Annotated in this window: 15 protein-coding genes (1 of these 15 running past the window's edge); 7 read left to right on the forward strand and 8 right to left on the reverse strand. The window is 58.2% G+C overall.

Annotated features, from left to right (window positions below; all coding sequences use genetic code 11):
- Window positions 1–50 precede the first annotated feature (50 nt).
- Window positions 51–908: a 1,4-dihydroxy-6-naphthoate synthase gene (locus DESU86_RS13895; RefSeq protein ID WP_179981567.1), complete on the forward strand. Its 858-nt coding sequence runs from the start codon at window positions 51–53 to the stop codon at window positions 906–908.
- 165 nt (window positions 909–1,073) lie between these two features.
- Window positions 1,074–2,507: an MATE family efflux transporter gene (locus DESU86_RS13900; protein WP_179981568.1), complete on the forward strand. Its 1,434-nt coding sequence runs from the start codon at window positions 1,074–1,076 to the stop codon at window positions 2,505–2,507.
- Between the two features lie 9 nt (window positions 2,508–2,516).
- Here the strand turns inward: DESU86_RS13900 and DESU86_RS13905 are convergent, their stop codons facing one another.
- The 5 genes from DESU86_RS13905 to DESU86_RS13925 all read right to left on the reverse strand — a co-directional run bounded on the left by DESU86_RS13905 (window position 2,517) and on the right by DESU86_RS13925 (window position 7,020).
- A complete protein-coding gene (locus DESU86_RS13905) occupies window positions 2,517–3,995 on the reverse strand; it encodes a histidine kinase (RefSeq protein ID WP_179981569.1) in 1,479 nt (492 codons plus the stop codon).
- A 114-nt stretch (window positions 3,996–4,109) separates the two neighbouring features.
- Window positions 4,110–4,514, reverse strand: a complete 405-nt coding sequence (locus DESU86_RS13910) for a hypothetical protein (protein WP_179981570.1) — start codon at window positions 4,512–4,514, stop codon at window positions 4,110–4,112.
- 153 nt (window positions 4,515–4,667) lie between these two features.
- Complete coding sequence (locus DESU86_RS13915) at window positions 4,668–5,282, reverse strand: bifunctional nuclease family protein (RefSeq protein WP_179981571.1); 615 nt, start codon at window positions 5,280–5,282, stop codon at window positions 4,668–4,670.
- On the reverse strand, window positions 5,276–6,640 hold the full coding sequence (gene miaB, locus DESU86_RS13920) for a tRNA (N6-isopentenyl adenosine(37)-C2)-methylthiotransferase MiaB (protein ID WP_179981572.1): 1,365 nt from the start codon (window positions 6,638–6,640) through the stop codon (window positions 5,276–5,278). The genes DESU86_RS13915 and miaB overlap by 7 nt, the downstream gene beginning before the upstream one ends.
- Before the next feature lie 5 nt (window positions 6,641–6,645).
- Window positions 6,646–7,020, reverse strand: a complete 375-nt coding sequence (locus tag DESU86_RS13925; RefSeq protein WP_179981573.1) for a hypothetical protein — start codon at window positions 7,018–7,020, stop codon at window positions 6,646–6,648.
- 527 nt (window positions 7,021–7,547) lie between these two features.
- Here DESU86_RS13925 and DESU86_RS13930 point away from each other — a divergent pair.
- Window positions 7,548–8,132 (forward strand): hypothetical protein, encoded by a 585-nt coding sequence (locus DESU86_RS13930; protein ID WP_232088382.1) that lies wholly within the window; start codon window positions 7,548–7,550, stop codon window positions 8,130–8,132.
- A 48-nt stretch (window positions 8,133–8,180) separates the two neighbouring features.
- On the opposite strand, the gene DESU86_RS13935 is transcribed toward DESU86_RS13930, so the two are convergent.
- Entirely contained in the window at window positions 8,181–8,471 is a 291-nt protein-coding gene (locus DESU86_RS13935; protein WP_179981574.1) for a DUF5334 family protein, read from the reverse strand.
- On the opposite strand from DESU86_RS13935, the gene moaA reads away from it, so the two are divergent.
- From moaA to DESU86_RS13955, 4 genes are all read left to right on the forward strand, one after another.
- Window positions 8,470–9,573: a GTP 3',8-cyclase MoaA gene (gene moaA / locus DESU86_RS13940; RefSeq protein ID WP_179981575.1), complete on the forward strand. Its 1,104-nt coding sequence runs from the start codon at window positions 8,470–8,472 to the stop codon at window positions 9,571–9,573. The two genes, DESU86_RS13935 and moaA, sit on opposite strands and share 2 nt — an antisense overlap.
- A 422-nt stretch (window positions 9,574–9,995) precedes the next feature.
- Window positions 9,996–10,610 (forward strand): Holliday junction branch migration protein RuvA, encoded by a 615-nt coding sequence (gene ruvA / locus DESU86_RS13945; RefSeq protein ID WP_179981576.1) that lies wholly within the window; start codon window positions 9,996–9,998, stop codon window positions 10,608–10,610.
- Window positions 10,610–11,593, forward strand: a complete 984-nt coding sequence (gene ruvB / locus DESU86_RS13950) for a Holliday junction branch migration DNA helicase RuvB (RefSeq protein WP_179981577.1) — start codon at window positions 10,610–10,612, stop codon at window positions 11,591–11,593. The genes ruvA and ruvB overlap by 1 nt, the downstream gene beginning before the upstream one ends.
- A gap of 116 nt (window positions 11,594–11,709) precedes the next feature.
- Complete coding sequence (locus DESU86_RS13955; RefSeq protein ID WP_179981578.1) at window positions 11,710–12,084, forward strand: ACT domain-containing protein; 375 nt, start codon at window positions 11,710–11,712, stop codon at window positions 12,082–12,084.
- A gap of 263 nt (window positions 12,085–12,347) precedes the next feature.
- Here the strand turns inward: DESU86_RS13955 and DESU86_RS13960 are convergent, their stop codons facing one another.
- Together DESU86_RS13960 and DESU86_RS13965 are read right to left on the reverse strand one after the other, a co-directional pair.
- A complete protein-coding gene (locus tag DESU86_RS13960; protein ID WP_179981579.1) occupies window positions 12,348–14,432 on the reverse strand; it encodes a heavy metal translocating P-type ATPase in 2,085 nt (694 codons plus the stop codon).
- Window positions 14,433–14,463: 31 nt separating this feature from the next.
- Window positions 14,464–14,576 carry the end of an ArsR/SmtB family transcription factor gene (locus DESU86_RS13965; RefSeq protein ID WP_179981580.1) on the reverse strand. The gene runs 331 nt beyond the window's last position, so the window shows 113 of its 444 coding nt (coding positions 332–444); the start codon falls outside the window, past its right edge — the gene reads right to left on this strand; its stop codon occupies window positions 14,464–14,466.

A 14,576-nucleotide genomic window follows, 5' to 3' on the forward strand; every position in this document is an offset into this window, starting at 1 on the left:
GCCGCAAGCAGAGTAGGCCGCCCGCAGCACGCTGTCAATCCGAGGAAACAATGTCTTCAGTTTTTCCGCAAAACACGTTCCAGAGCCTGAGGTTCGGACTTTCACCCTGCCCCAACGACACATATATTTTTCACGCCCTGCTGCACGGTATCGTGCCCGCGCCAGCGGCTCTACGTCCACACATGGCGGACGTTGAAGAACTGAACACGCTGGCCCAGAAAGGCCAGCTTGAGGTTACCAAGCTTTCACTTGGCGTTGTGGCGGAGGTTATGGACAGGTACGCGCTTTTGTCATCAGGGGCGGCCCTGGGCTGGGGGTGCGGCCCTCTTGTAGTTGCCCGCAAAGGTCTGACGCCAGACGACTGGAAAAACGCCACTGTGGCCGTGCCCGGATTGCTGACCACCGCCAATCTTTTGCTTACCCTGCACGGCGGTTTTCAGGGGCCCAGACAGGAAATGCTGTTCAGCGACGTCATGCCCGCCGTGGCCAGAGGCGAGGCCGATCTGGGGCTTGTCATCCACGAGGGCCGATTCACGTATGAAAAACTTGGCCTGACCAAGGTGCTTGATCTTGGCCAGTGGTGGGAAGGCGAGTTTCATCTCCCCCTGCCCTTGGGAGCCATTGCCGTGCGGCGTGATATGCCTTTGCCCCTGGCCCGCCGCGTGCAGAGCGCCATTACGGGCAGCCTGGCCTATGCCAACGCGCATCCCGACACGTCGCGCGACTACATCAGATCCCACGCCCAGGAAATGGACGAAAACGTCACACGCGCGCACATCAAGACATTTGTGACGGATTTCAGCCTTGACCTTGGCGCTTCAGGCCGGACAGCCATTGAGCATCTTGTGGGTCGCGCTGCGGACATGGCGGGCAAAAAACTGCCTGCAGAGGGATTGTTTTTGCGATAAACTGCGCCAAAGCGCAACGCTGCCGCAACATGTTTCCCATATTCTGGCGGTCGCAGCAGACACCGGATGGCCGATCTTTTGGGCCACTGGTTTGAACAGCGCTGATGCTGCTTGCACTTCTGCTGTGCGCCGCCATGGATGACCTTCAACCCCCCCCCAAGACTTATGCTTCATAAATATTTTTCCTTGTCCGAAGCCCGGCGTTTTTACTCCATCGGCCTGCCTATTTTTATCGCCCAGCTTTCACAGACGGGCATGACCTTTGCCGATACCGCCATTGCGGGCCAGTACAGCGCGGAGCACATGGCGGCGGTGGCCGTTGGCAGCAGCGTATGGGTGCCCATCATGCTGCTCGGCATTGGCTGCCTGCTGGCTCTTCCCCCTTTGAGCGCCCAGATGGTGGGCTCTGGCAGGCCGGAAAAAGCGGTGCACCTACTGCGTCAGGGCTTGTGGCTGACCTTGGGCCTGAGCGTTGTGCTCATGAGCTTTTTTTATGTGGCTTCGTGGAGGATGGAATCTTTCGGGCTGACCCCGGAAATGGCGCGGATTTCAGGCGGTTTTTTGCGCGCCATCATGTGGGGACTGCCCGGTTTCATGCTTTTTGTAAATCTGCGCAGCTTTCTTGAAGGATTTGCGCGTACACGGCCTGCCATGATCATTGGGCTCGTGGGGCTGGCCATCAACGTGCCCTGCAACGTCATGTTTGTGTACGGCAAATTCGGCATGCCGGAACTGGGGGGCGTTGGCTGCGGCGTTGCCACGGCCATCAGTTTCTGGGTCATGGCCTTGTGCATGCTATTTTATGTCTGGCGGGATTCGTGCAATACCCATTTGCGGCCGCTTTTTTCTCCTCTCTGGCGCAAGAGCGCTCCGGCTGGGGACGAGAGCGATGGGGTGGGCAACATGCCGCGCTTTGACGGCCCGCTGGTCTGGAGGATTCTGCGCATCGGCACGCCCGGCGCGTTGGCCCTGTTTTTTGAGGTATCGCTTTTCGCGCTCAGCGCCATACTGCTGGCCCCGCTGGGCACGGTAATGGTGGCCGGGCATCAGATTGCGCTCAATTTTGGTTCTCTGGCCTTTATGGTGCCCCTGTCGCTTTGCATGACCGTCACCATTCGCGTGGGGCGCTGCCTTGGAGCGCAGCAGATCGAGCGGGCCAAACTGGTGGCGCGGACCGGCCTTATTCTCAGTGTGGTTTTTGCCCTTGCGATCGCTATCTTCACCGTGCTGTTCCGCCATGGCATCGTGCGTATCTATACAGATAACCCGGAAGTTACGGCGCTTGCCGTACATCTGCTGCTTTTTCAGGCGGCTTATCAGGTGGTGGACGGGCTTCAGGTCACGGGCATAGGCGTTTTGCGCGGCTATAACGACACGCGGATCATTTCCGCCATCTGCTTTATCGCATACTGGGTCATTGGGCTGCCATTGGGCTTTGTGCTGGCCCGCACCAACGTGCTGGCGCCGCTTATGGGGGCCCAGGGCTTCTGGATAGCCTACATTGTGGCCCTTGGTTTTGGCGCCCTGTGTTATCTTTTGCGGGTACGGTTTCTGCACGGCCTTGCGCCCGAAGCCATACTCCTGCGGGTGCGCAGGTAGCGCTGACGGTTATTCCTTGCGGCGTCGGGCCATTTTCCAGGTATACTTCATCACGGACAGCAGATCGGTAAGCCTGTGTGCGTTGTCAGCTGCGACCAGAGGTTCAAGGAGCGGCGTATCGCCATCCGCGCGTGAAACGCCGGAGGCAGATTCCGGGGCGGCATGCTCTTGGCCAAACGCCGTTTGCGGAAAGTCTGTCGTGTCCTGTCCCCATAAAAGGACAGGCAGGATTTCTGCATCGTTATCGCCGGGTTGCCTTTTGAACGCGGCGGTGCTGTCTGCGCTCCGGGGCGGCTTGCCGTCTGCCTGGCTGGCGCTGTGGCCCGTTGCGGCTGGTTGACGTGAAACGGCGGCATTGGGCGACTCTTCTGCCTGTTCAGCATTTTCACGTTGGCGGGCTGCCTGACGGGCTGCCAGCCATTGATTTTCAACCGCTTCCTGACGTTTTCTTTCTTCCTGCTGCCGCGTGAGATTGGCCAGCGTCGAACGGATGGCCTCGGTCAACGGCCCGGCCGCCATGCCCAGGGTACGGCCAAGACTGGTTTCGAGCTCGGCCAGCATATGCTGCGGCTCATCGGTGCCAAGGCAGGTCTGGGCTATGCGCTCGGTCAATTGACGCCGTGGGGTCACATCATGTCCTTGCGAGAGCACCTCGGCGGCCTCGTCGTACTGTCCCTGGCGCATCATCTGAAACGCTTCGGACAGAAAAGGACTTTTGGCGTCCGGGTCTTCCCGGAGCAGCCCGACGTATACGGTGCGCGCCTGGTGCCAGTGACGGGCACGCACAAAGGTTGTGGCTGCCAGCCCGAGATAATGGCGATACTGCGCCATGTCGCCCTTGCCTTTCCAGGCGACGGCCATACCAAGTTCCGCATGCCCCTGAATGACCGCCCCCCTCAGGGCGCGCTGAAAGGCATTTATGGCGTTATTCCATTGGCGCTGCTGCAAGCATTGCATACCCACACGAAAATAGTCCTCGGGCTGACGCACGGGCTTGAGCAGGATGCCGTAGGTGGCAAGCGCCTGGTCAAAAGATTTGGTGTCGGTATAGCGCTGGGCGTCCTGAAGCTGCTGCAAGCTTGGGCGCGAGGCCGTCAGGGAATCCAGATGGGCTTTGAGAACGTTGATGGAGTATGGGCGCGCCAGCAAGGCGCTGGCGCCGCAGCCCAGAGTTTTGAGTTGCTCGACCTCGCTGTCGTTGGGCAGGATGAGCAGAACCGGCAAATCGAGAAGCAGAGGGTGCAGGCGCAGTATGGCGCAGAACTGCTCGCCGTCCATATCAGCCAGTTTTTGCGAGCAGACGACGACGTCGGGCATAAAGGTTGCCTGAACAGGATCAAGAGCTGCCAGCATGCGGGCCGCGTCTATACCGGACGTCATGCTTTCCACACGGTTGGCCCCGGCGTCACGCAGAGCGCGCCGGTCAAGACTGGCCAGCGAATCACTTTCGCTAAGAAGAAGAATGTTCAGAGCGGCTGGCCAGGTCATGTACATCCTCAAGGGGCAAGGGGGCGGGAACTGTCCCCGGGCGGGGAAATTTGCGAGGGGCATTGCTGCCGTTGGCTATGATTCTATAGTGGCGCGGGCATGTAGGCAAGCGAATCAGCGGGCAAAGGGAATGATCCTGGCGTGGCGTAAGGCGGCGCCGTCCTGGTATTCAGCCTCTTGTCTGCCGCCGGGGTAGACGGCATGGCAGTAAGGGCAGTGCAGGGCCTTTTGCCAGCGCTCAAGCCGGATGAGCCCCCCCTCGCTTTCATAGCAGCGCGGGCAGAAGGGGCCTTGCCGCACATCATTGGCAGTCAGCCAGTAGAATCCGTCTTGGACATGCAGGTTTTCAGCAAAAAAAGCTATATCTTCCAGCGTCTTCAGACGAACTTTAAGCATGCTTAACTCATCACGAAGGGCTATGCAGCGGGATTGCACCTCCATGAGCAGGTGGCGGGCCTTGTCGTGCTGACCTGAAGCAAAAAGGTCATTGATTTTTTTGAAAAGGCTATAGTCCAGCATGGTTTTTCCCTGTTATGCGAGTCTATTCGGAACAGGAGAAAAAAGCTTTAGGTCGGGCTTGGGAGGGGTTTTCCCAGATTATGTGTGGATTGGCAGCTGGTTAACACACTTTCAAGGTGTCTGGAAAATTTTTGGAGTTTACGGGCGTGCCCGTCACATTTTACGCCGCGATACAGGCTCAAGCGAGCGCAGCATTTCGCGAAACCTGCGGTCTTCTTCCGGATCGATGCCATCCGGCAGGGCCGTGCCACGCAGCAACTGGCTGTGCAGCATGTCGGCCTCCTTGCGGGCGCCAGCTTTGCGCACCATGTCGGTAGCCGCGTCCGGCACAGGAGACAACACTTCTTCGTTGAGGCGCTGTTCCGCTTTTTCCTGAGCTTCGGCAGCCCGGCGCAAAACATCCTCATTCACCATGATGGGGGCTTCGGCCCGCATGGCCAGGGCAATGGCGTCAGATGGGCGACAGTCCACACGCACGCGCCCGTCCGGCCCTTGCAGCACAAGCAGGGCAAAAAAGACGCCGTCTTTAAGGTCGGTGATTTCCACACGCGTCAGAGAAGCCTTGAGCGCCCTGAGCGTCATAAGCAAAAGGTCATGGGTCAGCGGCCGGGGCAGATTTTCCTTGTTGAGCACAAGAGAAACGGCCATGGCCTCCATGGCGCCGACCCAGACGGGCAGGATGGTTTCTCCGTCCACTTCCCGCAACATTACTATGGGGGTCTTGGTCTGCGGATCAATGGTCAGGCCGAAGACGTTCATCTCTACCATGGCTCCCCCGCGCGCACGGCCATCAGGCTGTGCTTTTTCGCTTCGGTAACGGTTACCTGCACAAGGCGGCCAGTGTGGTCGATTCCGGCGGGCAGCGGCACATGAACAGGCACGCCGTAGGGGTCCCGCCCCTGCCAGCTGGGCTCTTGTCCTTCACTGGTCTTGGGGCTTGGCCCTTCGAGCAGCAGTGTGCTTTGCGCCTGCCCGTCCAGACGGCCGGCGAGCCAGCGGGCCCCCAGTTCGTCCTGAAGCGCCTGGAGGCGCATCAAACGGTCCTGAGCCACTTCTGCAGGTATTTTGTCAGGAAAAAGCGCGGCTCTTGCGCCGGGCCTGTCCGAATAAATGAACGAGAAGCTGGACATGAAGGCACAGGCGCGCATCATGTCGAGCGTTGCCTGAAAATCATCCTCAGTTTCACCCGGAAAGCCCACAATAAGGTCTGTGGACAGCGCGATATCCGGCCGTGCGGCGCGCAGGGCCTCCACCAACTGCAAAAAGGTTGTGCTGTCATAGCGGCGGCGCATGCTCTTGAGTACCGCGTCGGAGCCAGCCTGAAGCGGCAGGTGCAGGCGTGGGCACAGTTGCGGCAGTTCGGCAAAGGCCGCGATGTCCTCAGGACCCATGTCTTTGGGATGCGGGGTCACATAGCGCAGGCGCTCAAGCCCAGGAAGGGCGGCAATCTGCCGCAGCAGTTGCGCAAAGCTTGTGCCGTCGCCGCTTTTGTCCTGGCCGAAGGCGTTGACGTTTTGCCCAAGCAGACTGATCTCTCGTGCTCCCTTGTCAAGAACGGCCCGGCATTCTTCGAGAATGGCCGTTGAGGAGCGCGATTTTTGACGCCCCCGCGTAAAGGGCACGATGCAGTAGGCGCAGAAGTTGTCGCAGCCCTGCATGATATTTATATAGGCCACAGGGTCGGACGGGCCTTCGGCTGTTTCCGGCCCGGCTTCGCGTTCCGCGTAGTGGCTTGTGAAGTCCAGCAGTGAAAGCTTCAGCCCGGGCTCTTCAAGCAGGCGTTCGATGGCCGCAGGAGCGCCGCTGATGCCATCGCTGCCAGCCACGAGGCGCACCTGGCTTTCTTTTGTGAAAAAGGCTTCACCCAGTTGCTGCGCCACACAGCCTGCAACGCCAACCAGAACATCCGGGTTTCCAGCCGTGACCTGACGGATGCGCCCAAGAGCGCTCATGACCTTTTGTTCCGGCTTTTCCCGCACGGAACACGTGTTGACCACGACCACCTGGGCTTCTTCCAGCGGGGCTTCCATAAAGCCCCGAGCGGTAAGGGCACGGCCCAGCCATTGGGAGTCGTGCACGTTCATCTGACAACCGAACGTCATGATATGATAGGTTTTTTCAGTCATAGCGGCTATTGTTCGATGTCCAGATCAGCCTCGTACATGCCGGTAGTGCCTTCTTCTTCCAGGGCGGCCACGCGGTCTTCAAGCCAGTCAAGCACGGCGCGTGCGGTATGGTAGTTGAGCAGCACGCGGCTGTGTATGCAGCGGGTGACTTCGCGCAGGTCGTCTTCACCAGGAATCATTTCATGCCCGATGGAACCGTCAGGGGCCACAAGCTGCTCGGAAAACGCGGGCAGTGAATCACTCTCATGGTAGAAATTCATTTCTATCTCACCCTGGGGGTTGATTCCTCCCCATACGCCATGGCCCGTCTGCAGACGAGCCTCTTTGTCCATAGTATATTTATAGCGGATTTTAGCCGGATGTGCGTTGGGTTTGTTCATGCGCCTTCCTTTCATTTCGTGTACGTATGGTGCAATGGCATATGATAAAAAAGCGGCTCTGCCAAGTAAAGCCGCTTCACGGCCAACGGGGGGTAGCCTTCGGTGCGCCTTAGATGCGAAGACAGCGGTCAGGCTGGCCGCCGTGAAAATTTGATCAAAAAATATTGTCGGCGGGCGTGGCGCTGATCGGATGCAAGGCGATTTGTAGGCTAAAATGCTCTGCTGACAGTGCGGGCAGGCGCTCGACGTGGCGGCGCAAGAGCGGTTTGTCTACGCGATGTGTCTACGCGATGTGTCTGCGCGATGTGTCTGCGCGATTTGTTGTGCAATTACGCTACCTTGTGGACGAGTTGTGCCTTTTGCGATGCATATTTTCAAAGGTAATCTGCTCGATTTGTGCGACTGGCCCTTGACGATGCCCGCCCCTTGGTTAAACTATCCTCTCAAGAACAAGCGTCCGGCCGCAGGGCTGAAACCCGTTTAAGCGACGGCACGTGGTCGTGTTTTTATTCATTGAAGGAGCGTATGTGAGCGAGGCAAGCAGTGCTGGCGTAAAGGAACATGCCATCCAGCCCTATTTTGACATGGAAGGTTTTTTGGTCATGAGCCAGGAAACCCGTCTTGGGGGAGCAGTTTTTGAGCGTCTGGTTGAATTGTGGGGAAAGTGGCTGTCGCAACTCAAAGTGCGCGAAATAACCACGGGCAAAATTTCCTATCTGGCGGTATGGCTGCCGGAAGAAGTGGAGCTTGAAGTGGATGAGGCATGGGGAAAGTCTGCCTCTGACGGCTTTATGATCAATAATCTTGCTCAGTTCATGTGCATGAGCGCAGTGCAGATGATGCTTCCGCAAGTGGAGGACGCAGGCTGTGCGCCCTCACCCAGGCCGACTGAGGCCTTGCGTGCCGTGTTAAGCGAGTTGGGGCTTGAATACAGGCCCGGCGCGTCTGTCCTGTCCCGCCGCTATGCGGTTGTGACGCACTTTCCATTCCGTGGGGGGTGTGAAATCTGTCATCTTCAGGACCAATGCCCCAAAGGGCAGGGTCAGGCTGAAAGTTCCAGCATCCTTTTGCCGGGCCATGAGCGCGGTGCGGATGAAGAAAAGCCCCAGTAGGAGGCTTTCATTGGGCGCTGCCGTGAGAGGTCGCGCCCAATGTTTTTTTCAGCGTCCTTCCATGACGAGAGTGCGCCTGGTGCCGGAAGGTGTGCGCACTACCAGTTCCACAGTACGCGCATTGCGTGTTACGCTTTCAACCAGACACGTTTCAACCGAATCGGAATCGTAGTTGCGAACATCCACCGTGTCGCCCTGAAAAGGCACACGGTCGGGGGTTATTTCCACAAGATCAGCGGAGTCCGCGTCAAATCCATCCCAAGCCCGGGCAACCGGGGGGGCGCACAGGGCTAAACTCAGGATGCCCGCGAGGGCCGCTCCCATAAGCAGGTGTTTCATGCAGGCAGATGTAAATCCATTTTCGCTTCTTGGCAACAGGGATGACGCTACTGTGACAAACGGCGGGCAGAAGGGCGGCCCTCTTTGCCACGACGGGTGCAGTCTTTCGCCGCTTGTGGACAACCACGGACGCACGGTGCGCTATCTGCGGCTTTCCATCACAGACCGGTGCAATCTGCGCTGTATTTACTGCTGCAGCAATGCCCGTCAGACCTATATTCCGCACCCGCAGGTGCTGCGTTATGAAGAAATGGCCCGTATGGTGTCCATCATGGCCGCCATGGGTGTGGTCAAGGTCCGCCTGACAGGAGGCGAGCCTTTTGCACGTAAAGGCAGCGATGAATTTTTGCATATGCTGCACCAGCGTTTTCCGGCCATGGATCTGAGGATTACAACCAACGGAACCTTGCTGGAACCCCATATTCCCCTGTTGCGGCAGATTGGCGTAAAAGCCGTCAACATGTCGCTGGACAGTTTTGACAGGCAGACGTTTGCGCACGTCACCGGGCGCGATATGTTGCCTGCGGTGCTGGCCTCTCTGGATAAATTGCTGGAGGCGGGAATCAAGGTTAAAATCAACGCTGTTGCCATGCGTGGCATTAATGATCGGCAAATGGACGATTTTGTTCATGCCGCCAGAACCATGCCCATTGATCTGCGTTTTATAGAATTCATGCCAATGGGCAGTGGAACCTTGTGGAATGAAGATACCTTCTGGCCTGCCTCACAGATTCGTGCAGAAGCTGAAACCCGCGCCCGGCTCGTGCCCTCGCGTGACGATACGGGCGAGGCCGGGCCAGCTCGCATGTTTGCCATTGAGGGTGGCCTGGGACGACTGGGCTTCATCACTGCGGTGAGTTGTCATTTCTGTGGCTCGTGTAACCGCCTGCGGCTGACCAGCGACGGCAACCTGCGCACATGCCTTTTTGATGACAGGGAATACGGCTTGCGCGATATGTTGCGCGATGCAAGCGTGACCGACGCCCAGATCGGGCAATTTGTGCGCGAGGCATGCGCGGAAAAACCCATTGGCGCGGACTTGCTGGCCAGCAGAACCAAGGGAGCCGTGGCTGACAAGCAGATGGTGGGTATAGGCGGCTAAAAAAAACGATGCCAGCGTATTTGAAAACCCGGGCTGTTCCGTATATACTTAGTCTAGAAAAAATGCCGGACAGTCTTTCTTTGCCAATGCTGATTGTTTTTGTGCGCGATTTGCCGCGTGGCCGCCTTGCGTGAGGTTTTGCGCGGCAAATGCATGAGGCCAAGCCGGACGCGGCAGGCCGCCCGGCTTTCATGACGGATTTTTTGCGGCAGTGCTCCAGAGCTGTCCTTGAAAGTGCTCTGGCAGCAGGGGCGGCAGGTGCTCGCCGTGACTGTACTGTCGCGGCGTGCCCGGCTGTTACGCGCCGGAGCGGGCGTGTCGAAAACGCCGAGAACGGTATTTTCATCGTTGATCTGCTCCAAAGCTGGCGGCAGTACGCACTTCGCGTCGTCAGCAGCACTTTCTGAGATGCAAGGGAATTCATGATCGCCTACCTTGAAGGCCGCCTGGCCGAAATATGGGGCAATGCCTGCCTGCTCGTCACCGAAAGCGGCGTGGGCTATGAAGTGGCCTTGCCCGCCCACACATTGTCGGCCTTGCCGGGCAGGGGCGAGCATCTTGCCTTGTATACGAGCCTTGCCGTGCGTGAAGACGCGCTGGAACTCTTTGGCTTTGCCACCTTTGAAGAACGCCAGACATTTGAAGTGCTGGTTTCCATTTCAAAAGTGGGCGCCCGCACGGCCTTGTCCATCCTTTCCATATACAGGCCCGATGATCTGCGTCGCATAGTGTTTGAAGAAGATGTGATGGCGCTCACCCGCGTGTCGGGAATAGGCAAAAAAACCGCGCAGCATGTCTTTCTGGAGCTCAAGTATAAGCTCAAGGTTGATGATGCGCCGCAGACTGCGGTGCTGGCCGCGACCGGCCAACGGCCCGGGTCGGTGTTCCGGGATGTGCTTGATGGCCTGGCCAACCTGGGCTACGCCGAGGACGAATGCGCCCCCATGGTCAAAAAACTCTTGCTTGAAGAGCCGGATCTGGATGTGACCGGCGCACTCAGAGCCGCGCTGAAGACGCTGGCCAGAGGGAGATCCTGATGGCGGATTTTTGTGAGCCGGAGTGCCCTGTCAATATTGATGAAAGCGTGCGTCCGCACAGTTTGGATGACTTCATCGGCCAGGACGATCTGCGGGCCAATCTACGCGTATTTCTTGATGCCGCCCGCGAACGCGGCAAGGCTCTTGACCATACGCTTTTTTATGGCAACCCTGGCCTCGGCAAGACGACACTGGCCCAGATCATGGCCGCTGAGCTTGGCGTCAATCTTGTCTGCACGTCTGGCCCGGTGCTGGAACGCAGCGGGGATCTTGCCGCCATTCTTACCAATCTGAATCGCCACGACATACTTTTTGTGGACGAAATCCACCGCATGCCCATTGCGGTGGAAGAAGTTCTTTACCCTGCCATGGAAGATTTCAAGCTCGACCTTGTCATTGGGCAGGGCCCGGCAGCCCGAACGGTTAAAATCGATCTTGAGCCATTCACCCTGGCCGGGGCCACCACCCGCATGGGGCTGATCTCTTCTCCACTGCGCGACCGCTTTGGCATTGTGGCCAGGCTTGAATACTACAGCCCCGCTGATCTGGCCCGTGTTGTGCAGCGCACTGCCCGTATTCTGGGCGTGTCCATTACTCCTGAAGGGGCGGAAGAAATTGGCCGCCGCTCGCGCGGCACGCCACGTATTGCCAACCGTCTGTTGCGCCGGGTGCGCGATTTCGCGCTGGTGCATGGCAATGGACAGGTAACGGGGCATGAGGCTTCAGCGGCGCTCAAGCGTATGGATGTGGACGAACATGGCCTGGACCAGATGGATCGCAAGCTTCTTGAAGTGCTTATCAAACACTATGACGGCGGCCCTGTGGGCATAAAAACCCTGGCGGTGGCGTGCTCGGAAGAAGTGCGTACAATTGAAGATATTTACGAGCCATATCTTATCCAATGCGGGTTTCTTAAACGTACTCCGCGCGGCCGTATGGCCACTGCGCGCGCCTACACGCACTTAAAGCTTCTGCTTTCCTGAGGCACTCCTTCGCTGCGGTGTTGGAGTTGCTTCCTGCCACGCGCAGACTTGTCGGCAGGACTTTTTGGGGCAAAAAATCTGCCTGCCAGTCTGCTCCAAGTAAGGTGAAAAAAATCATGCGTCTTGAAGTAGTTGAAGGGGAGTTTTCGGTCAGCAAGGTGTCCGGCATGCATGAGGTAAACCTTGCTGTCCCCTGGCTTTTTATTGGCAGAACCGATGCCGAAACTTCCGTGGTTTGTCTGTCTGCACATGCCCCGGTGCACTGTCTTGCGCGAGAAGACGGCTGGCGCGCTTTTCGGGTGGCGGGACAGATGGACTTCGGCCTGACGGGCGTGCTGGCGGCTTTGGCCACGGTGCTGGCTCAGGCCTCCGTCAGCATCTTCGCGCTTTCCACGTTTGATACAGATTATATCCTGGTCAAAAAGGAAAATCTGTCCAAAGCCCTTGAGGCCCTTGCATTGGCCGGGCACGAGGTGGACTGGTTGGGCTGACTGTGGGGGCTTGGCCGCCCTGTTGATCCGCGCCGCAATGCCCAGTAACAGGGTGTCGTATGTTTTGGGAATGTGTATCCTCGAAGCTGATTTGTAGTAATAAAGAAGGGCACTGCCGCGCAAGCAGTGCCCTTCGTGCGTTTGATATTTTTCGATCTGATTGCCTTTGAAATGTTCCGCATTTTACTTTGTCATTCTGCAGACACTTGCGATGTTCAGCAGATTTCACGCCACGTTGCGGTTCGCCGTACTCTTGCGCAGCGTTATTTGGCGTCGATTTTTCCAGCGCGGGCGGCGTTCAGCACTGCCATGAGCGCCACGCCCACGTCAGCGAATACAGCCTCCCACAGGCCCGAAAGTCCAAGGATGCCAAGCCCCATGAAGACGCTTTTGATGCCAAGAGCCATGGCTATATTTTGCCACACAATGGTTCTGGTGCGGCGGGCAATGCGGAGCAGTTCCGGCAGTCTGGCGGGATTGTCGTCCAAAATGACAACATCGGCGGTTTCTATGGCGGCTTCAGCGCCCAGGCCGCCCATGGCCACGCCTACGCCAGCTGTGGCCAGCACCGGCGCATCGTTGATGCCGTCTCCCACAAAGAGCGTGTTCTTGACGGGCCCAATGGCCTCAAGCGCGCCTGCCTTGTCTTCTGGCAGGAGATCGGCCTTGAGGATGTCCAGCTTCAGGCGTTCAGCCACAGGGAGGGCCTGTTCGGCGCGGTCTCCTGTCAGCATGGCTATGGTGCCCACGCCCATACGGCGGAGTCCTTCAATGGCTTCCGGCGATTGCGGCTTGAGCCGGTCCGCAACCACAAGGGCTCCAAGCAGGCGGCCATTGCTGGCAACCTGAACAACGCTGCCGGGTATGGCTACTGGTTGCGGCACTATGCCATAGGTCTCCATAAGCGCAGCATTGCCCGCGAGCAGGGTGGCATCGGCTGTGTGCACTTCAACGCCTTTGCCAGGAATTTCCTGCATGCCGTTTATGGCCGCGTCGTCAGTGATAATCTTGGCCTCAAGCGCGGCCCGCATCACAGAGCGCGCTATAGGGTGGTTGGAGCGGCTTTCAGCCAAGGCGGCCATTGTGAGCAGTTCATCTGGCTCCACACCCGGAGCGGGCAATACCGCATTGACCTCAAAAACGCCTTCGGTAAGGGTTCCTGTTTTGTCCAGTGCGGCCACGCGAATATCGCGCAGGCTGTCCAGGACTGCCCCGCCCTTGATAAGGATGCCCCTGCGCGAGGCCGCGCCTATGCCCCCAAAGTAGCCGAGGGGGATGGAAATGAGCAGGGCGCATGGGCAGGAAATTACCAGAAGAACCAATGCCCGGTACAACCATTCAGAAAAGGCGCCAAAGCCCAGAATTGGGGGAACTACGGCGACCAGCAGGGCGAGTCCCGTGACGGCAGGAGTGTACCAGCGTGCCACACGGGTGATGAAGCGCTCTGTGGGGGCTTTGCGGGCCACGGCGTTTTCCACCATTTCCAGAATGCGCGCAATGGATGATTCGGCAAAGGCGGCTGTGACCTCTATCCGCAATGAACCGTTCAGATTGATGGTTCCTGCATGCACGCGGCCGCCAGGCAAAAGCCTCAAGGGAACCGACTCGCCCGTGAGAGGGGAGGTGTCAACCTGTGAATCGCCTTCGAGCACTGTACCGTCCAGAGGAATTTTTTCACCGGGCCGCACAAGAATGTGGCTGCCAGGGCCCAGGTCTTCGGGCTTGACGTCACGAGTGCTGCCATCATCAAGAATTTGGTGTGCAATGCTCGGGCGCGCAGCCAGAAGCGCCTTGACGGAGCGGCGGGAATGGCCGGCAGCCCGTTCCTGAACAAATTCTCCGATGCGGTAAAACAGCATGACTCCCACGGCCTCGGGCAACTCGCCCAAAGCAATGGCTGCGATGGTCGCACCTCCCATTAAGGTAAATTCATTAAAGAAGTCCTTATTGAGGATGCTTTTCAAACCCAGGCGGAGAACATCATAGCCACAAAGGATGTAGGGCAGAGCATAAAATATGGCTATGACCAGCCAACTGGGGACATGCTGGGCCATACGGGTATCAGCGAGCATGCCAATGGCGAAAAGCACGGCAGAAACGCCCATGAGCAAAAGTTCGCGTTTGTCGTCGCCCGATCCGTGATCTGGGGCATGGCTGTGGCAACCGCAAGAGCTGCATCCGCAGCCAGATTCGTCTCCGTCAGCAGGGGCTTCAGTAGCGGGAGTGCTTTCGGAGCAGGCGCACGTCTGGTTATGTGCGTGCAGCGGGGTGAGGCCTCCGGCCGGGGCGCAACCGCAACCCTGGGCGCAGCGTTCATGTTTATTGTTATCGGTAGAGCAGTTGCTCATGGTCAGGTCTCCTGGCGGATGTCAGTATGGATCAGTTGGATGTATTGTCTGCGGCGGCGGTTTCAGTGCTGGTACCGGCTTCATCGCTGTCGTCAGCCTCGTCATCGGGAATTCGGATGTGCTTGCGCTTGAGAAAATCGTGGA

Source organism: Desulfovibrio sp. 86, assembly GCF_902702915.1.
Lineage (GTDB): Bacteria > Desulfobacterota > Desulfovibrionia > Desulfovibrionales > Desulfovibrionaceae > Desulfovibrio.